The 22,150-nt window shown below is 43.0% G+C and carries 11 protein-coding genes; 6 read left to right on the plus strand and 5 right to left on the minus strand.

The features are described from left to right. Positions 1-31 precede the first annotated feature (31 nt). On the minus strand, positions 32-808 hold the full coding sequence (locus LI82_RS09840; protein ID WP_048195394.1) for a PGF-CTERM sorting domain-containing protein: 777 nt from the start codon (positions 806-808) through the stop codon (positions 32-34). A gap of 339 nt (positions 809-1,147) precedes the next feature. Continuing rightward, positions 1,148-3,157, minus strand: coding sequence for a PKD domain-containing protein (locus LI82_RS09845; RefSeq protein ID WP_048195396.1), 2,010 nt, complete (start codon positions 3,155-3,157; stop codon positions 1,148-1,150). Positions 3,158-3,606: 449 nt separating this feature from the next. Between LI82_RS09845 and LI82_RS09850 the strand changes: the two genes are divergently transcribed. The 6 genes from LI82_RS09850 to LI82_RS12585 all read left to right on the plus strand — a co-directional run bounded on the left by LI82_RS09850 (position 3,607) and on the right by LI82_RS12585 (position 18,003). Next, positions 3,607-5,127, plus strand: a complete 1,521-nt coding sequence (locus LI82_RS09850; protein WP_048195398.1) for an outer membrane protein assembly factor BamB family protein — start codon at positions 3,607-3,609, stop codon at positions 5,125-5,127. 316 nt (positions 5,128-5,443) lie between these two features. Further along, positions 5,444-7,399 (plus strand): outer membrane protein assembly factor BamB family protein, encoded by a 1,956-nt coding sequence (locus LI82_RS09855; protein ID WP_048195400.1) that lies wholly within the window; start codon positions 5,444-5,446, stop codon positions 7,397-7,399. Positions 7,400-7,481: 82 nt separating this feature from the next. Next, a complete protein-coding gene (locus LI82_RS09860; protein WP_048195402.1) occupies positions 7,482-9,215 on the plus strand; it encodes an outer membrane protein assembly factor BamB family protein in 1,734 nt (577 codons plus the stop codon). A gap of 917 nt (positions 9,216-10,132) precedes the next feature. Then, on the plus strand, positions 10,133-14,392 hold the full coding sequence (locus LI82_RS12575) for an outer membrane protein assembly factor BamB family protein (RefSeq protein WP_160174978.1): 4,260 nt from the start codon (positions 10,133-10,135) through the stop codon (positions 14,390-14,392). A 186-nt stretch (positions 14,393-14,578) separates the two neighbouring features. Next, positions 14,579-15,388 (plus strand): hypothetical protein, encoded by an 810-nt coding sequence (locus tag LI82_RS12580; RefSeq protein ID WP_081955814.1) that lies wholly within the window; start codon positions 14,579-14,581, stop codon positions 15,386-15,388. A 14-nt stretch (positions 15,389-15,402) separates the two neighbouring features. Then, positions 15,403-18,003 (plus strand): outer membrane protein assembly factor BamB family protein, encoded by a 2,601-nt coding sequence (locus LI82_RS12585; protein ID WP_052402888.1) that lies wholly within the window; start codon positions 15,403-15,405, stop codon positions 18,001-18,003. A gap of 109 nt (positions 18,004-18,112) precedes the next feature. Here LI82_RS12585 and LI82_RS09880 read toward each other — a convergent pair whose 3' ends face one another. The 3 genes from LI82_RS09880 to argJ are packed head-to-tail and all read right to left on the minus strand — an operon-like array spanning position 18,113 to position 22,149. Then, positions 18,113-19,456 carry an ADP-dependent glucokinase/phosphofructokinase gene (locus LI82_RS09880; protein ID WP_048195404.1) on the minus strand — a complete coding sequence of 448 codons (1,344 nt, stop codon included), beginning with the start codon at positions 19,454-19,456 and terminating at the stop codon, positions 18,113-18,115. Positions 19,457-19,465: 9 nt separating this feature from the next. After that, a complete protein-coding gene (pfkC, locus tag LI82_RS09885) occupies positions 19,466-20,926 on the minus strand; it encodes an ADP-specific phosphofructokinase (RefSeq protein WP_048195406.1) in 1,461 nt (486 codons plus the stop codon). Between the two features lie 38 nt (positions 20,927-20,964). Further along, a complete protein-coding gene (gene argJ / locus LI82_RS09890; protein WP_048195407.1) occupies positions 20,965-22,149 on the minus strand; it encodes a bifunctional ornithine acetyltransferase/N-acetylglutamate synthase in 1,185 nt (394 codons plus the stop codon). Position 22,150 lies beyond the last annotated feature (1 nt).

Here is a 22,150-nt window from a genome sequence, read left to right on the forward strand (position 1 = left end):
GGGCTAGCACCCCTTTCCAAAATTTTTATTTTTAAGTTTTTTGTTGTCTTTTTGCCATATAAACAGACATCAGCACTCCGCTGACTGCTAATATCATTTCAAAACCAGGGACCTTTGGTTCAGACTCTTGGTTTTCAGAATCCTGAGATTCAGTATCATCTACAGGCTGTACCACCGAATTATCCTCAGCGATCACATTTTCTATAACAATTTTACTTTCATTCCCTTCAGAAATTACCCCCGTTTCCTGCTCCACATCAGATACTTGTGGATTTATTGAAGAAGAACTGCCAGAGAATGTATTGTCCGGGATACCAGTCGTTTTAGTAAGTGAAGAGGAAGCAGCAATAACAGTAAGTTGCGTATCACCAACACCATTGTAACCAGCACTATTACTGCTATCCAAGTATCGACCTGCAAGATCATATACACCGACAACAGTGCCTGCACCTACATTGAGATCATATTTTACAGTATAATCGCTTGCAGGAAGTGCTCCACTCATGAAATTGCGTGAAAAGTAGTGAATACCATTAGAATTTTGATGAGTATCCAGTTCTGGAGGACATTCTACATTAGATACTGTCCAATCAGCCATTTCTGTTGCACTGTAATCTTCTACAAGTGCGTTTAAGCTTTCTTCATTCACATAATTTGTCAACTCAAGTGTTACATGAACAGTTTCACCCGGACTCACCATTGTATCGCTCAAAGTTCTTGTCATTATAGGATCTGCAGCGGCAGGAGATAAAATTGTGACCAGCAGCATAAGTATACATATTACAAATTTGAATGTGTTTTTATTCATAGTTTACTCCGTTGTTATTTTGTTTGTTATTATTTTGTACAAGATAGGAAAGAAACAGAACCAAACGCGCACCTTTAATTACAACATATAGAAGATGTGTAGAAAATATCTGACTTATACACATTTCCAGACCGGGAAAAATAACAAACTCCTTCCTATCAGGAATGGTTTTTCAGACATACAAATAAAAGGCAAATGAAATATATCGATAATAGCCCATGCCAAAATGATATTATCTAAATTAAAAAAGAAAGGGATAAACATCCCTTTCAGAACGTTTCATGGAAATTAGTCCATTTGCACATAAACAGACAGCAGTTCCTCTGATTTTTAAGTCTTTTAATGTCTCTTAGCCAGATATACGGACATCAACAATCCGATCACAGCAAAGATCATTTCAAAACCAGGAGTATTCGGATCAGATTCCTGCTGTGCAGGTTCCTGATATTCGCCATCACCCTGTGAATCGGAATCATCTGCATCCGGTTCTGAAGAGTCGCCATCATTGCCATTGTCTTCAACAATTACATCTGGGTCTTGCTCCTCCACAGGAGGTAATGGTGTCTCAGTGGAAGATATAATTCGAGCAGATCCTGTGCCACTACCTCCACCACCACGGGTTGACGTCTTTTCAACTACTTCAATCGTTACAACATACCTTTGGTCAAGCATGTTTGGTTCCCACATTTCACCGGTGTAAGAGGAATAGACGTATTCCAGAACATCGCTTTCATTAAGGGAATTGCTTCCAAATGAACCAGCCAATTCACCGTTGAGCCAGATAGACCAACCAGAGCTTGTTTCAGGTTCATTAGAGAAATCATTTGCAATATCGTCTATTGAATTAAGGAAATTGCCAGTTGCATTGTAATCAAGACCAGTTGCATTGAGTGCATCCATGTCATTCATATCTGAGATCAGGTAGATCTGATCATTGAATAATTCAACAGGAGGTGCAACATTAGCAGTGATTGTTACAACATACCTCTGGTCAAGCATGTTTGGTTCCCACAGATCCCCGGTATAAGAGGAATAGACGAATTCTACAACATCACTTTCATTAAGGGAATTGCTTCCAAATGAACCAGCCAGTTCACCGTTGAGCCAGATAGACCAACCTACACTCTCTTCAGGGGTAGTGCCATAAGATGCTACAATACCATCGATAGTGTCAATGAAACCACCCGGTGCATTGTAATCAAGACCAGTTGCATTGAGTGCATTCATGTCATTCATGTCTGAATAGGAAAGGTAGACTGAATCATTGAATAATTCAACAGCAGGTATAATATTGACATTGATCGTTACAACATACTGCTGATCTATCATGTTTGGTCCCATCATATCATCCATACCAATAAGGATGAATTCTACGGTATCGCCATCAGCAAGTGCTTGTGATCCAAAACCAAACAGATCATTAACCTGCACTCCGTTGATAAACGTATACCAGTTAGATCCGGTACCAGGGCCTGCAAAATTCTCGTACAGATGTCCATCAACACTAGTAAGCTGACTACCAGACACAATGTAGTCAAGTCCTGTTGCGTTGAGTGCAGCTCCATCGTTCATATCTGCATAGTAAAGGGATACTTCACCATCGTAAAGAACGATTGGAACGTTTGTAACAGTGATCAAATCTGTTTTTGTAACACTGTCTTCACCAAAATCATTGCTGATGTTCAAAGAAACAGTGTAGATCCCCTGAGTACTAAATATATGTTCCGGACTTTGTTCAGTTGAATCAACCAAACCATCGTTGTCAAAGTCCCATTCCCATGCCTCAGCATTAATTGAGTTGTCTGTGAATTGAACAGTCAGAGGTATTGAACCCGATATTACGTCTGATTCAAAGTCAGCTACAGGAAGAGGAATGTTAACAGTAAGCTGGGTGTCACCAACAGCAGGCCCGTATCCAGCAGAGTTGCCGCTGTCCTTATATGTGCCGATTAGGTCATATGTGCCAGTTTCAGTGTCTGCATCTACAGTGAGGTCATATTCTACAGTGTAATCCCCAACTGGCATCGCTCCACTCATCAAATCACGTGAGAAGTAGTGAACACCACTAGTGTTTATGTAGGCATCCAGTTCTGGAGGACATTCTACATTAGATAATGTCCAGCCAGCCATTTCTGTTGCACTGTAGTCTTCCATAAGTGCATTTAGACCTTCTTCATTTACATAACCGGTCAATTCAAGTGTCACATGAACAGTATCCCCTGGAACTACTGTTGTATCACTCAATGTTCTTGTCATTACAGGGTCTGCAGCTGCAGGAGATGCTATAAGTGCAACTGAGATCAGCAACAGAAGTGCTAGAATTCCAGATTTGAATATATTTTTATTCATCGTTTACTCCGTTGTTATTTTTAATTAGTGTGTAACCGAATTACCGCATGCGAGAACAGCTCTTTGAAAGAAGCAATTGATTATTATGATTCCAGAAATCATGGCCAAGTATAAATGACACATATTTGATTTTCCTGAAAATTTTAAAAGCCATCTTACCAAACAAACTACTAATTCTTGCATTAAAGTATCATTACATAAACTTATAATTATACAATTATAGCAAAAAACTAAGTTTAAATAAGTAAAAAAGCTTTTTACCATATTGTAAATACCATACAATTGTAATCTAATATAAACGTATCTTTTGAAGTAGCAGATATTATCTTAAAAGATAAAGGTAATAGAACATTCGCGTACAGATTACATATTCAGGGTAGATAAAAGAAAAATACAACACAAAAGAGTTGGCAGCACATCCATTATGATTGAAAAGATGAGATGAAAAGATGAAAAAATATAATAAAATAATATCCATAGGCATATTTGTGTTCATAACAATTATTGCATCCTGTACACCAGTAATTGCATCTGACTGGATGACTTTCCTTAAAGACAACTCCAACACCGGCGTCACAGCAGACGAAGCACCAATCACCACCCCGGAAAATTCGGTGAGCTGGGCTAAAAAAGTAGGTTATGCCAATACTGCTCCAATGGTAGTCGGCAACAATATCTATGTTGCAAGCAAGCAAAATGTCTTAGCAATTGATAAGATCACAGGAGATACCATCTGGCAATCTGACATGCATAATCTGGATATCATTGGAAACCCGGCATATGGTAACAACAAAATATTCATACCCACATCAAGTGGCTATATTTATACATTTGATGCTACAACCGGAGAAGAACTATGGAACATATCTGTAGGGAAGTCTAGATATCTCCTTTCACCTATAAAATATGAAGATAACAAAATATATTTTGCAGATAGTACAGACTGGAGTGGATCTGATGGTACATATTATTGCTATGATGAGACTGGAAACCAGATTTGGGCATACAGTTCCACAGCTTCTGGCAGCACTGGATATTACTTTGCAGGTGCAGCCTTAATAAATGACTATATAGTATTTGGCAATTCAAATGGGAATCTGACTTCCCTTTACAAGATCAACGGCACCACGGTTGATGAAGCAGATATTAGAACAATATGGGGTGATTCTGATGCATGTTTCATACGTTCATCCATGACATATAGTGAAAATAACAAAAGGCTGTACTTTACTTCCACAGAATCAGGCATGGAACCCGAAAAAGGTTATTGCTCTGCAATTGGATTTAATCCTAGCACAGGGACTTTCGACACTTCTGATACAGTAAGAGCTTATATTGGGCCCACAACTTCAACGCCTGTAATTTTCAATAACAGGGTTTACGTTGGAAATGCAACTACATGGGGCTCAGCAACGGGAACCGTGTTCTGCCTTGATGGAACAGATCTTTCGAAAATATGGACATTTACTCCGGAAGGAGATGCTAAATTCCAATCATCAGCTGCCATATCAACAAGATATGTCGATACTGACGGAAGCGTTTACATATACTTTACAAGCAATACCGCGGATGGAAGCCTCTACTGCCTGAAAGATTACGAAGGGAACACAAATCCGATCCATAGATATACATATCTGCCTTCTTCCACAATGCAACAATTTACACTCGGAAGCCCGGTTATATCCGATGGAAGAGTATATTATACTAATAATGAAGTGGTAGGAAATGGTGGATACCTGTTCTCACTCGCAACAGCAGAATCTTTGGATCCGGACACTGTGGACTGGAACCCATGGAATGATCCTGATTCTGAAGGTATGCCAGATGGAACATACATCACTTTAACAGAGGTAATCGATGCATACAACTGTTTCAGAAATGGAAAGCCTGCACCGATAACAGGAGCCAGTATCGACCTCACAAAAGTGATCGATATGTACAACAATTTCAGGTATTCCACATCGATGTGAGATAGGCAATGAAAGCATAAGGTCAGAAACTGCTGACCTTACTATTTTGTAACCCATTATAGAAACGATTAAAGCTAGTTTGGCAAAGCAAAAATCAGTAACATCATCTTTTTTACTAATATATATTATGTTACCATAAATTATTAATAAAATAATTCCTTGTTTTCATTATCTTTTTAACAAATATGAGTAAGCTAAAGCGCAAATTCTCAATAAATTACAGGCAGCAAAAATAAAGTATTGCAGATAAAAAGTTCTAAAACTGGAACCTCAATTCTGAACAGTATCTTTCTGCCACCTGAGAAACGGTGAGAAAATGATCGAAACATTTAAAAAATCTAGCAAACTATTTTGTTTTGGAATAGCCATAGCTATTCTGATAATGACTGCAAGCACAGCAGTAGCAGAAACTCCGGAAATGTATTTAGTAATAGAAGACGGTGCTGGAGATGGTAGCGGAGATTCATACTCCGAAGTGGTTAATGTCTACATGGCTAACACGGCAGAAGATCTTTATATTGATATTGAAATGGAAAATGGACCTTATACTAATGCGTATATGAGCCTTCGCCCTGAATTCGACCTTGATATGAATTCTTCTACAGGTGATCAGGATTGGTCTTATACGTTTGGTGCTGACTATTCAGGTTCATTTGCTTTTATGCATGGTTATATGCGTCTGATCAATGAATCAAACGGTGAATACATAAGTATCCCTTATACAACTGAAGGATCCACATACAAGATAATAATACCATTTTCTGAATTGGAAAACAAGAAATATTTTGGTTTTAAAGTTCACTGTAGCGCCCCAACTGGTGGAGATGAGACCCAGATTATTACATATCGTGACCAAACTTCATGGAACCAGTTCCTGAATAGTGCACAACATACCGGATCACCACTTCGCAGCGCTCCGGATACGAACAACATGCTATGGTCAGCCAAACCGCTCAATGCAGATCAGTCATTGGTATCTGGCTCATCAGTAGCCATTGCTGAGGGAAAGGTCTTTGCAAATTGTGTTGGAGAAATTGATATGTACGGGAACCCACTAGGCGAAATTGGAGCTCTTGTTGCTTTTGATAAAGATACAGGAAAAGAGATATGGAATGCAACCATTGATGTTGCTGAATGGGGATCCTGGTCAGCACCAGCTTACAACGATGGAAAAGTATTCACCTCAACCGGACAGGATACAAACTGTATCGATGCTGCTACCGGTAATATTCTGTGGACATTCACAAACCCTACCGGAGAAGCATCATGTAATGGAGGACCTGCAATAGCAGATGGTAAAGTAATATGCAGTGATTGGCAGGGAAATCACTATTATTGTCTTGATGAGAATACAGGTAACGAACTTTGGAATCATACCGTTAGCGGCAATGCTCAATCCACACCAGCGATCTTTGATGGAAAGATAGTTCTGACAGGCTGGAATGAGGTATACTGTCTGGACATGGATGGAAACCTTTTGTGGACAGTACCAAATCCTTCAAAATCAGGCAATCTTTGTGGAAGTCCTTCAATTTCTGATAGTAGTCACCCGACTACACAGCTAACCGATTATATCAAGGGAGATTATGATTCCTATGGATATTCTATGGTCTACCTGACCACATATGATTTCTATGGAGATTCAAACCCTGCATTATTCGCATTGAATTTAACTGATGGTAGCCAGATATGGAATGCAACCATACAGAGGACAGACAATACGCCCACAATTGCTTATGGTAACCTCTATGTCAGCGGCGGATGTTCTGGATTTTCTGAAAGCCAAACATTTTGCTTTAACGCTACTAGTGGAGAACTTATCTGGAGTACAGCCAAAGAGATGAATGGAATTGGGGACTGGACATGTTCACCCACCGTAGCTGATGGAAAAGTATTCATTGGAAAGCCATCCGGGGCTTACGTGGGACAGAATGGACTCGTGGCACTGAATGCATTTACAGGAGAGATTATATGGGAATCTCCTAATGGAGGGGGAACTTCAGCTATTGCCGATGGTGTTGTCTACTCCATCGGAGGATCAGCAACAGACGTTACACTGTATGCTTTTGGTGAAGAAACAGGAGATTGGAACCCATGGAACGATCCTGATTCAGAAGGATTGCCTGACGGGACATACATAACTTTGACAGAGGTAATTGATGCATACAACTGTTTCAGAAATGGAACACCTGCACCAGGAACCGAAGCTAGCATAGATCTCACAAAAGTGATCGACATGTACAATGCATTCAGATACGAATCCCCTATGTAACATAGATAAAAAATACAGAATGGAATAAAGGATAGTAAGGCAACTATCCTTGTTTTTTATTTTTAAAATGTGGTGGTAAATAATGATCACTAAATTGAAAATACCTTATCTAAAGACTTTTATTTTCTGTGCCATACTCCTTCTTTCAACATTGCCAATGGCATCAGCAAACATTTCAGATGAAGATCCGGATGTTTTCTGGACACAGTTCCAGCATAATGCATTGAAAACAGGTACTACATACTCTTCCGCACCATATTCGGACCCGGCAGTACTATGGAGAGGAACTACGAACCCGTCACAATCTGCTGTCAGTGTCACGCCGGTGATAACAGATGAAATGGCATACATACTCATATCAGGAGGAAATGTATGTGCTTACAATAAGACCAGCGGGGATCTTGTCTGGAGCTCAGGAACAAAGGACGGATCACTTCAAACATCGATCCCGGCCTATGGAAACGGAAAAGTGATTGTTGCTGTGAACGATCATTATAACAGCGGTTACCTTTTCGCTTTTAATGCAACTAATGGTGACGAACTCTGGAACGTTTCAGTAACAGAAGGGAATTTTGCATGTCCTGTGACATATTTCGACCATCGCATATATGTTGCAGATGGGCTTAAAGGTGGAATTTCCACAAAATATTATTACTGTTATGATGACAACGGAAACCTACTCTGGAAACATGCAAACAATGATACTGCGGGCTTCCTCTGGTGTGGTGCTTCAATTGTTGAAGATTACATTATCTATCCAACCCATGAAGGAAAGCTTGTCAGCCTTTACAGGACCAACGGGACATTTGTCGATGAAGTAGATATTACAACAGACCTTTCATTCTCCAAACCGGATCTGGGAAGGATAAGAGCATCGGTTTCTTACAGTGACGGATATATATACACGACTTCAGAAGATACATTCACAGAAGGTTATATCTGGAAAGTTGGATTTGACCCTGTAAATGGAGTTTTCATCGATGATGGGTGGGGTATCAGGCGAGGATTCAGCACATCAACCCCGGTAGTACACGATGGAAAAGTCTATGTGGGTCAGGGAGAGCATGGATATACAGGCGATCTTACATGTCTTAACGATTCAGATGGCAGCCTGTTATGGTCATATCCTACAGATGCAGGAGTAAAATGTTCACCTGTGATATCAATACAGAAAAATTCCGCATACGTGTACTTTACAGGTGCAAAGACTAACAGTAGTCTCTATTGCGTGGATCAGGACGGACAGCTTGCATGGCAGTATAATCCACTTGATGATTATGGATATATCCTGCAGGGAGCTGCCATATCTGACGAAAAGGTCTTTTTCGGAACAGATGGAGGATATCTTTATTGTCTTGAAGAAGCCCCACACGAACCACCTATACCGGATTTTACTGCAGATCCCACATCAGGATATGACAAGCTTTCTGTTGATTTCACCGACCATTCAACGAATTATCCAACCTCATGGAACTGGGATATGGATAATGACGGTATCATTGATCATACTGATCAAAACCCGACACATTACTATGATACTTCTGGCGTTTATACCGTGACCCTCAACGTTAGTAATGTCTATGGTAACAATATTCTCTCAAAAACTGACTACATTGTTGTGGAAGCGGACTGGAACCCCTGGAACGATCCAGATTCTGAAGGATTGCCTGACGGGACATACATCACTTTAACAGAGGTTATCGATGCGTACAACTGTTTCAGAAATGGAACACCTGCACCAGGAACCGGATCTATTATAGACCTTACAAAAGTGATCGATATGTACAATGCATTCAGATATGAAAATCCGATATAAGGAGTAGAAACAATTGAATTTGGGAATGGTCAGGTTATCATTCCCTTCTTTTTGGTTTTGTAGAACTTCTTTTTTCCAAATCCATTCAATTATCTAAGTTTACAGATGAAAGTTTACCCGCATATGTTTGCATCACAAACATAAGGGATTGGTTGTGATTTTTAACCATTTATACTTAATTCTTGCAGATATTGCAATTCAAGCAACAGGATAATCAGATTTCTTACTTTATTATTTTTAAATACTCAAAATAAACATACACAACATAAGTTATTGACACTTATTTGTTTATAAAATATGGTTCTCTTTAAGGTCGTGTGGGTAAACTGAGTTTACCTGCCATCAAGAATATCATTGAATTCCTATTATTCTCAGTTTTTAACCTACATGCCAATTGAATTGAGAAGACAAATATTAAATAAACAGCTCAATGTTGAGGAGATCTATTTTTATTATTTATTAGCATTGTTATTGAATTGAATAATTTATGTATTCTATATAGGTAACTATATATAGCATTGTGTTGGAGTGCCTATGACTGTGTAATTTATTGGGATGGAGATTTGTTAATGTATACAGGAGTATAAATTAATTATTCGTATCCATTTAGATAACATAGATCAGAGCCATTAGTCCATATCTCTGGAAATACTCCGAAAAATCCGGAGATGAAAAGCTACTATGAAATGGTCAACACTGAATTAATGGTCAGGTGGAAACGTTAGTTCTCATTAATGGCATAGCGTAAGCTGTCTAAAAATGAGAGGCAGACAAAGGACACAAACATTTAAAGCTGAGTCCATGCCCTTAAAATGCGTTTCACCTTCGACTGAAAAAATAGATCGAGAAGTGAGAATTTAATGAATCAATTAAAAAAACCCAACACGGTAAAAATTTTTGTTGGGATGTTGCTTGTAATGTTATTAATACCAGCAGCATCTGCAACGGATTGGAGTTCTTTTCAAGAGGACAACTACAATAAAGGATTGACATCAGACAAAGCTCCTATAACCGATCCATATGGAAACGGCATCTCATGGGAGAGCTCGTATACACTCGGAAGCTCATGGTCAGGTTTCGATAATGCACCTCTGGTAATAGGTAACATTGTATACGTGGCCGGTGACGATAACAGGTTACGGGCACTGTACAAGACCAACGGCACTGAAAAATGGGTGACCGCCACAAGCGGTGGCCGCGTGCTCGGAAACATGGCTGCAGGCAACGGCAGTATATTTGTTCCGACCAGCGATGGAAAGGTGTACGCTATCGATATGAACACAGGTGTTGAGCAGTGGCGGGCAATTGAATCAGGTCAACTGATCACTCCTGTGGTCTATGAAGACAATAAGATATACTTCGGTAGCTGGGAAAGCAAGAAATATTATTGCTACCACGACAACGGAACAATGTGTTGGAACCGCACTTCTACCAGTGGGGACGGTTACTACTGGGCAGGTGCTGCGATAGTAGGCGATTACCTGATCTATGGAGACGATGCTGGCGTCCTAACTTCCGTGTATAAAGTTGATGGCACCACTAAGGACACGCTGGACGTATCCACTGAATTTGGCGTCACGGCAAATCAGATCAGGTCATCCATCAATTATGTTGAGGATCTGGAACGCATATACTTCACATCCAAAGGCGGCTATATATACGCTCTCGGTATGAATCCGGACGGAACCTTCAATACCGCTGACAAGGCTAATGCAAACATCGGTTACAGCACATCCACACCTGCTGTCTATAACGGCAAGGTGTATGTCGGTAGCAGCAGCTACTTTACCTGCCTTTTCGCAAACGATCTTACGATGGACTGGTGTTTTTCAGTAGATGGACAGATCCAGTCATCCCCTGTGATCAGTACGGCATACGATGACGGTGATGGCGAGATCTATATCTACTTCACCGAGAACTGGGGAGGAGTAGGCGTACACTGCCTCAACGAAAATGGAGTTGAGCAGTGGTCCTGGGGTCCGACTGCAAAGACGGAGTTTACCCTGGCCGGTGTGGCAATATCGGACGGCTGGATCTTCTTCGGCACCGATGCCGATTATGTGTTCGGATTTGCAACAGATGAGTCACTGCGTGAACCCATAATGCTCAACCCGGGAGATTCCCTGCAGGAAGCGATCTATGGTGCAAACAACGGTGACACCATCATGATGGCACCGGGTACCTACAGTGTCTCGTACATAAACAAGAGTGACCTGACCTTCATGGCTGACGGCGGTGAAGTTATCATAACAGGTGGCTCCAGCATTGCTTTTGGCCTGGCAGACGCAGATGATACTATAGGTTGCGATGCTTCAGGAATAACTTTCAACGGAATTACTTTTAGTGGTTTCAACATGTTAGTCAAAGACCTTGACTACCCGAAGCCCAATCAGATTGTTAACAATCTGACATATGATGGATGTACATTCTCTGGCAATGATTATTTGTATCTGTATGATGACTCAGCTGTACTGGGTTGTACAGTCGATGATCTTGGTCTCAGGGTGTATGGAGACAATGTAAGATTTGAGGACAACATAGGTAGCGCTGGAAGCATAGGTGACGGGAAAACATGCTCTGGTTTAATCGTAAGGAACAACTCGATCAGTTCATTTGGTATATCCGTAACTTATTCAGAAATGTTAATGGAAGACAATGTTTTTGAGGCGATTTCGAGTCTTTCCTCCAATGAGGCGGCTATTATTCATGATAATGTGTTCGCCAACAGCAGTGAGTATTTAGATATGGGTGGGCAGGTTTACGAGAATACATTTTTGAGTTGTACTATGCTTTCAGGTTCTTACTATACGTCTGGATCTTACTACCTCAATAACTTCATAGACTGCGGCACTATATATATGTGTGATTGCGATACGAGTGCTGAAGATATTGGAATTTATAACACGTCCACACCAGTAACCTACACCTATGGCGGTGCAAGTTACACCGGCTATCTCGGCAACTACTACTCCGAGTATGCAGGCAGTGATGCCGATGGCGATGGCGTTGGTGATAATCCAGTCTCATCCACAAGTACTTTTAGTGAGACTAGCGGTGTTGATTCCTATCCACTCATGGGTGCATGGGACGTCGCAACTGACACGATTGAAGAACCGGAAATAGTTCCACAGCCACCTGAAGCCCCCACAGCTTTAGAATGTTCAGGGGTTGACAGATGCGTATGTCTTAGCTGGGATACACCTGCAAGCGATGAAGCAATAACTTCATTCAATGTTTACAGGGCTACCATTTCAGGAGCAGAAACACTGTACGAAACAGTTTCTGCAGACACAACTGTATTCGCAGATCATGACGTTACCAACGATCAGACATACTACTATCAGGTAAGTGCTGTCAGCAGCATTGGAGAAGGAGATATTTCAACAGAGATCACCGGTACGCCTGTTGCAGAGGTTATCAGTGACAGCTGGGAACACTTCATGGGAGATCTGCAGCACACAGGATACTCTACTACACCCGGACCTAAGACCAACAATACTATCTGGGAATCAGCAGACATCGATGCAGAAGATGGTGCATCAATCACTATTGCTGATGATCTTGGGCTTATGTTCGTGATCAGTGATGCAAAGGAAAGTTCATGGTCCACTGACGGCTATAACAACCTTTCAGCCATCAACCTTGAAGATGGTTCAGTGGTATGGGATGTCACATTCGGAAATGGTGACAATTACAATTCCATGGATTCATGGTCCACTCCTGCCTACCACAACGGTATTGTATTCACAGCCGGTGATGGTGCAAGATATGCCAACAACGGTACCCTCAAATGGGGATCACTTCCAATGAACACTAACGGAGGTCCTCTTGTTGCTGAAGGCAAGGTCATTGTGGGCAACTGGGACGGAAAACAGTACTTCTGCTTCGACGAGGAAACAGGAGCTGAGCTCTGGAATATCTCTGTGAATGGAAATGCACAGGGCACCCCTGTTTACAACGACGGCCACATGATCCTTACCTCATACGAAGAGGTTAACTGCGTTGACATGGACGGTAATGTGCTATGGACCCAGGCAATTGCTCAAAGTGTCTGTGGTTCAGCAAGCATACAATATGATAATGTCTACATTACGATCTACGATATGAACTACGGTGCTCAGTACGTATATGCACTGGACGAGTCCACAGGTAATATCGTATGGCAGGCAACCATGTCCAATCAGATGATGATGGGTACAGACTGCACACCAGCAGTTGCATATGGATATGTATATGTCACTGCCGGTATGGCTATGATCGACCAGAACACCTACTGCTTCGATGCTTTCACAGGAGATAGCGTCTGGGCATCCAGTGAAACTGGATCCTGGTTCACATCACCTGTAGTCTCTGACGGTGTTGTATATGCAGGCGCAGAGGATTATTTCTCCGGTGCCGGTGGCATGGGATCCTTCACACGCACAGTTGCACTGGATGCATTTGATGGAAGCCTGATCTGGGAATCTGATGTTGGTGGTTCAACACCGGCACTCTATGATGGAGTACTCTATACAGTAGGCTTCCAGAAAGTGTATGCATTTGGACCAGGTCTTTCCCTGGTACCCGAAGATGCTTCCGTGATCAAGGGGCAGCAAACCCAGATCAGGATCATGGCAAGCGAATTCCCTGATGGTCTTTCCGGTTACAATCTGACCATCGATATTGCCGATCCGGCTGTTGCCGAGATCGTAGATATTGATATTCCTGAATGGGCTACGCTCAATGATTCTTCTTCCATGCCCGGAGCTTCCGTTTTCCTGAGGGCTGTTGACAGTGGAAAAGGTGTTCAGGCAGGAGCACAGGATGTTGTACTTGCAACCCTTACGGTCTCAGGAAACAGCGTTGGTTCCACGGATCTTGTTCTTGGCGTTGAAAGGCTGGACGATGACAATGGTGATCATATCGATATGGTTCTTTCAGCAGGAACTCTTGAAGTTATTATGACACCGATACCGGGTGAGACCATGTCACCACAGGATCTTGACGGTGACGGATGCTATGAAGACCTGACCGGAAACGGCGATTGCAGTTTCGCGGATGTCGTGCTCTTCTTCCATGAGATGGAGTGGATCGAGGCAAATATGCCTATGGGATACACTGATTTCAACGGAAACGGCAGGATCGACTTTGACGATGTCATAAAGCTGTTTGACATGGTGGGCCCTGTGGGACAATAAGATAAAAAAATGTAGAATAAGCAGTTGAAGAATAAAAAAAGAAGAGAAGTGAAAGAAGAGATAAGGGAATGAAAATGAATATTATTAAATTCCCTTTATTCCCTTCTTTCCATCTTCTTTTGTATTTTTTACAACTGTCACAGAAAGCATTTGATGATAAAATATAACGTATTTTAAGGTGATACATTGAAAAATAGATATGGAATTATCGCATCGATTTTTTTAGTTTTTACCCTCATTTTTTCAACCGGTATCTGCATGGGGCTTGCAGGAGCATCTTCCTCCCTTGTTATCGAACCTTCAGACCAGATATCCCTTGAAGCAGGGGAAACCATGGAACTGTCCCTGAGTGTGGACGAGTTACCCGACGGGCTTATGGGCTATTTTCTGACAGTGGAACTGGATGATCCTGACGTTGCCCGGATCGAGAACGTTGACTTCCCTGCATGGGCAAGCCCGAATGACATGTCAGAACTTCCCGATTCCTCCGTGTGGCTGAAGGCAGCAGACCTTCAATTTGCCGTAGGAGAAGGAGCTAAAGACACTGAACTTGCAACCCTCACATTAAAGGGAATGGAGGGCGGCTCTACAGGGATTACGGTAACGATATCCAGGCTGGATGACGAGTCTGAAAACGCGATCATACTCGAAAAAGCGGAATATCCGGAAGAAGAGGAGGAAGAGGAAACCGGAGATGAAAATCCACCTGCTGATGAGAGTTTCGAATCTTCAAGATCCACAGATCAAAGGAGTAGTTCTAAGGTCGAAATATCGGAAGATGCAGAATCCGAAAATCCAGAAGAAAGTCAGGATGAAAACTCAGAAAATCAGGTGACGTCCCAAAACCCGGAAACAGAGTCAATTGAAAACGCAAATGTTGAAGTGGAAGATACCGGTGGAAATACACTCCCAGGGTTCGGATCTGCCCTTTCAGCATCAATTTTCGTGATCATGGGGATTGTCAGTAGAAGATCGACTAAACTCAGGAGAAAATAAGTGGAGATAAATTCATGGTAAAATTACAGAGAAAACAAACAGGAAAAAAGTTGACACCCGGCAGGTGGTCAGTAAAGGCTAGCATCACAATCCTCTTGCTCCTGTTCTGTCTTGGAACCGGTATGGCTGCGGCTCAGGAGATCTACTTTGAACCCGGAGACACGACCCTTGCCGGGGTGGGCCAAACAGAAGCACTGAACTTCTACCTTGACCAGTTACCTGCCGGGCTTTCCGGTTATAATCTCACCCTTGGCATAAGCGATCCTTCAGTTGCCAGAATAACAGGAGTCGAATTCCCTGACTGGTCAGGCACACTACATACGAACTCACAACTTCCAGCAAATTCAATTTGCATCAAAGCTATCGACCTGAACAAAAATGTGAATGCCGGAGATGCAAATATCCTACTGGGCACGGTGACCGTAGAATCCCTTGCTATTGGGGAAGGGAACATCACGGTATCGATCAACCGTCTGGAAGATGATAACGGAAATACATTCCCCGTAGATATCAGGGAAGCAAAAATGTCAGTAATGGACACAGTCGTTGAGCCTAATGGAATACGAAGCATTGAGCCTAATTCTATTGAGCCGGAAAATGCCTTTACGGTGACTGTTGTACTCTCCGCAGGTGATACGGATGTCGAATCCATATTGCTGGAAGAAAAACTTCCGGATGGATGGACAGTAACACCTGTCCGGAATGACGGTATGAGTTACTCAATAACAGGTGATCTGCATACCTGGCATGAAACTTCGAATATACTTGAATCTGGAAGCAGTAAAACAATAGTCTATGATGTTACCGTACCGGCTGAAACAAGTGGTGGGATCTATAATATTGATGGCTGGTTTTCCGCATATGAAGCGAATAAATTCCCATTGGTGTATCATCACAACGAAGTCAGCGGTGAAAACACAGTAGAGGTTATCGGCGAGCAGATATTCACTTCCACAGACTGGCCCCTGATCGGCAAAGGCCTGTACAACAACGCAGTCACAAGCGACAGGGCACCGATACAGGAACCAAATGATTCAGGATCCTGGTCCACCATGACCCAAGGGGCAGGATTTTCCGGAATAGATGTACACCCCCTTGTAGTTGGAGATCTGGTTTATGTGACAACACCGAGTTCCGTATTTGCAGTTGACAGGAACACAGGAGAGATCGAATGGCAAAATGATATTATCGAAGGTGCCACCGCTCCTCTGGGAACCCCGGCTTATGGTAATGGGAAATTGTTTGTTACTGCTTTTAGTAAATTATATGCCTATGACGCCATATCAGGTAATGAGCTATTGAACGTTACTATTGATAGTGAAAACCAGGAATTTACACAGATGAATACTCCTGTTATGTATGAAGATGGCAGGATCTTCTTTGGTGAATGGATCCCCTATGGCGAGTATAACCGCAAATACTATTGCTATAATGAAGACGGCACTCTGGAATGGACCTATGTTACTCCTACCGGCAAGGGCTATTACTGGGCAGGTTCTGCGGTTGTAGGAAGGTATCTGGTCTTTGGGGACGATGCTCTCCACCTAACATCACTGGACAAATATGACGGAGAAGTTGTTGATGAAATAAATGTTTCTGAATTATTGGAAATTGGATACAACGGTGAAAGGGAAGAGATCAGGAATTCCATAACATATAGTCCTGATACGGGACGTATATATTCTGCCTCCGAAGCTGGGTATTGCTTCTCCATTGGTTTTAATGTAGATGGTACATTCAATACAGCAGATGCTCAGAAATCCTATATAGGAAAAAGCACATGCACCCCAACTATTTACAATGGCAGAGTATATGTCGGCACAGGCACTCACACAGGAACCGGTGATGTATATTGCCTGAACGAAGAGGATCTCTCGGAAATCTGGAAGTACACTCCAAACGGTGGTGTACAGGGCTCTCCGGTAATATCAACTGCTTATGATGACGGAGATGGGGAAGTATACATCTACTTCACCACAAATGTCTTGGATGCAAGGGTCTATTGTCTAAAAGATTATACAGGCAATACTGTGCCTGAACTTCAATGGTATTACGAGGCCCCACCTGAAAAGAATGAATACACACTACATGGTGTCACTATAAAGGACGGACGTATATTCTACGGCAATGATCGGGGTTATTTATTCGGGCTTTCCGATGTTGGAAACAATATAGTAACTCCGCCAGAAGCCAACTTCAGCTCTGATCTGGTTTCCGGATATGCACCGCAGACCGTCCAGTTCACCGACCTGTCCACAGATGCTGCAGGCTGGTCCTGGGATTTTGACAACGACGGGATCGAGGATTCCATCGAGCAGAACCCACAGTTCACTTATACAGCTCCTGGAACATACACAGTGAGCCTCACCGTGAACAACGCAGCAGGTAGTGACACCGAGACCAAGATAGACTACATCGCTGTCAATGACTGGAACCCATGGAATGATCCTGATTCTGAAGGACTTCCAGATGGAACATACATCACTTTAACAGAGGTGATTGATGCATACAACTGTTTCAGATATGAAACACCTGTACCGGAATCTGGAACGAATATCGATTTTACAACTGTGATCGATATGTATAATGCATTCAGATATGGAAATCCGATGTGAAGTGGACCAGTGATCATTGGAGGGTATCCCCTCCAAATTTCTTTTTTACAAAACAGAATGAATTTACTACATTAGTTTCAAATTCGGAACTTAAAGTAGATCAAACGAATCACAACTCATTCTTACCAAGTTCCAGCCACCTCAAGAAAGTAGCTGAAGACACAGTATCCCCAAGCCCCACAGTGGACACCGGCTTTTCACAGATAATGGTCGGAAGGACACACACAGAAAACTCCCTGTATTCCCCACATATGCCACCCTCGAACTCATCACCATGGATGAGGTCCTGCATTTTACCTGCCTGTATCATTCCTTCTTCACTTCTGGCAAGACCACTAACAGAATCTTCAAGTTGTGACCGCTCAGGCAGTTCCCCTGATGCTGCAAAAGCTGCCGCACACATAACGCCGAACTGCATGCTCTCCACCTCACGAACCGGGCTGGAAGCCCCTTCTGCAAAAATACTCATCATGAAGTTACGGGTATGAAGGACGATCTTCTTCAAGCCCGTTGATGAAGCACACCTCACACAGGCATCGAGGATCGCACAGGCATCCATTTTCCGTACCATGTCCGATGGAACACCATGCAGTTCAGAAAGCATGACCAGTTCATCCTCGTTCATTCCAATGCTATCCACCGTACCGGCAAGTTCGTTGAAGATGGACACCCCCATTTCCATGCTCATGAAATGACCCAGTTCAACATGGATGGGGAGATCAGGATTGAGTGCTTTCCAATCCTTTAATTGCGAATGTGCCTTTTCAAAGCGTTCGGAATAACCGGAACCGTCAGGATAGCTTTTCTGCAACTGGTTGAAACCGGAAATGATAGCCCCATCCATCCCACATACATGGTCACGGCTGTACTCTTCGAACTCATGAGTGATAGTCAGCTCAGTATTGATATCATCATACGTGGCAATGAAACGGTTTTCTCTGGGCACTATTACCTCTGTGCCAAAAAGATCGAAACGAGTTCCACTACTAAAATCAAAAACAAAGTGGATTATCTCATTCCCATCCTTGGAAATTGAAGCATCCTGTACAGACTCACCTGAAAAAACAATGTTCCCGCCTGACATCAATGGCCTTATTGCACCGATATCACCAACTGCATTCATGACGACCTGCTCTGCACCCATATGGGACATGACGTTTGCCATTATCCCCATATTACCCCCCAGGCGGACCTCGCTTTTATCGTAATAACGGCCTTTCAGGAAACGGAAAAAATCATCCGAATGAATGAACCACTCCCCGCCTGTGCCCTGATGCATGTGCAGCACAAGTCCTGCCACAAGATCGGAAAGGGATCTGATCTCTACCGGAGTATCAAAGATCTTTTCCACCAGCTCCTTCTTATCCACCAGATCCACCAGGTCAGAGATCTCTTCGGCGGTCATTCGGTACACGGCATCGATGTTAACATTATATCCGCAAAGGACCTTCATGCAAATCCCTCACTTAAGCTTAGAAAGAAATCCCACAAATGAAGCCGCAGAGATAGCATCTCCAATACCCACGGTTGCAACAGGTTCACTTACCACCTTTGTCGGGACAATGATCGCATCATACCATGGAGTGCAGATACATCCGTTTTCGAAATCCTCCATGCTGGACATACCGCTTCTTACAAGGTGTTTCTCAAGCTTTTCAAGCTCCCCATGCCCTTCGTCGGATACAGGAACCTTAAGACCTGACTCCGTACTTTCCAGGGAAAGGATCTCACCCAGGGATGCCTTTGCAGCTGCAACCGTTGATCCGAACAACAGGGCATTGCGATGGTCCTCAACGGATACCGGGCATTCCTTCGATACAAGACAGATATAAAACCCAAGGGAATGGATGTGCACCCTTTCAAGTTTAAGGTCTCTCAGGAGCTTCACCGCACCCTCGTAAAGGGAAATGATAGCATTCTCACCCTTATTGATGACAGAATAGGCCAGCTCCTCAAAACCGAGAACATTAAGTGCATTGGCAACCTCAACGGTATCAAGTCCAAGGGAATGCACATGCTTCCGGACGATATGGTTGAGTATTGCCGTCCTGATCACCTTGTTCTGTATCGAGGTGAATTCCACATGTATACGGATGTCAGGATTGCCCTCCTTGAGCTCTTCGATGACACTTACGGCCTTCTCGACATAGTCCATATAGGTGGAACCGTCTTCATATTCTTCCCTTATCATCTGATAACCTGCAAGTATGGCACCGTCAATGTTCGCTTTCAACTGAGGTATCTTTTCGTAAAGCTCAGGATCCATCTCGATACGTATCCAATTTGGGCGGGAAGAGATGATAAGACGATTATCCCTTGGAATGACAAAATGCTCTCCCGCGAACTTCACCTCCATTCCCTTTGAGAATTCCAGTATCCAGTTGACCTTTGGACTGTTATCGGGATCAAATGCCTCTTTTGGATGCTTTAGAACAAGCTCCCCGTTTTCCACCACAGGAAACAGCAGGTTCTCAGAATCAACAAAGTACTCTGCCTGCTCCTCAGAAAGCCATGGTACATAGGTAATGACCTTTTCAACTCCCATGGATGCAAGAAGATTGGAGATAATTCCTGCCTGCCCACCCATTCGTGCAGAATCAAAGACCAGATGGTCAGTAAGCCAGTCATGGATGTCGGTCGTATTAGTTGGCACCTCTGCAGCCTTTCCATCACGCATAGCGATGATAAGTCTTGCAACAAGATCAGAAGGAGAATCTATCTGGCGCGGATACTCGAAAACCTTCTCCCGCACCTCTGAGATATCCACATTCATCAGCAGATGCTCAATATCCTCCGCGCCGATGTGCTTGACGGCATCGATATTGCTGTTATATGCAACAAATATTCCCCTGACATTTCCAATAGACGAAAGAATGTCCTCATAGGACTTATGATAAACAGAATCCCACTCCCTTATTTCCATAAGATCACCTTCAAATTTAAAAAGCCGGATCGGCCATTTTACGTAGTATATTCGGCATTGATCCTCACATAATCGTACGTCAGATCACAGCCCCATGCTGTCGCACAGGAGTCACCCATGTGGATATCTACCTTAATAATTACTTCCGGGCTACCCATGATAGAGCCCAGCTTTTCTAGCAGCTCATTGTCCTCTGATACGATCTTACCATTGTCAACCAGAACTGCAGAATCAGAACCGTTGGAAAATGCAAGCGATATCTTATCCTGATCAACATCCGCACCGGAATAACCTGCTGCTGCCACAACTCTTCCCCAGTTAGGATCCTTCCCGAAAACTGCAGATTTGACAAGTGGAGACCTGACAATAGCCTTTGCAACAAGTTTGGCATCTCCTTCTGAAACTGCACCTCTTACCTGTGCTTCGATCAGCCTTGTAGCGCCTTCTCCATCTTTTGCGATCTGTTTTGCAAGATCTGTCAGGACATGCTCAAGCCCCTGCTGGAACTCGTTCATATCAGGTTTGATCCCGGAAGCACCTGTGGCTGTAAGCAACACCATGTCGTTGGTACTGGTATCCCCGTCCACCACAACCATATTGAAGCTCTTGTCCACAGCTTTTTTCAGGCAACTATCAAGAACATCGGTAGCAACTTCAGCGTCCGTGTAGACAAAACCGAGCATAGTACCCATGTTCGGTTCGATCATTCCTGAACCTTTGCCAATACCACCAATACAAATACCAGTATTAAGTTCAACAGCAGCCATCTTCGGAACAGTGTCCGTCGTCATAATAGCGCGTGCAGCCTGGCTGTTTCCCTGAGGAGATGATGTCAGTGAATCCACAACTTCATCGATATTGTCCTTTATCCAGCCAACATCAAGTTTCCTTCCGATCACACCTGTGGATGCCACGCCAATAAGCTCACTGTCAACCCCAAGTTTCGTCGAAAGGACAGATGCCATCTCCCTGGCATCGGCCAGACCTTCCTCACCTGTAAAAGCATTTGCATTGCCACTGTTAGCAATTATAGCAGCCAGCTTGCCGTTCTTCTGAAGTGCTTCGCGGGTCACGATCAGAGGAGCAGCTATAACTTTATTTCTGGTAAAAACGCCTGCTGCATTCCCTTCACCTACGATAACCGCAAGCCCCATCTTTCCCGGCTTGATGCCGTAAGAACGTACACCTTTTACTGAACAGATCCCGCCATCTATAATTTTCATT

The sequence above is a fragment of the Methanococcoides methylutens genome, assembly GCF_000765475.1.
Lineage (GTDB): Archaea > Halobacteriota > Methanosarcinia > Methanosarcinales > Methanosarcinaceae > Methanococcoides > Methanococcoides methylutens.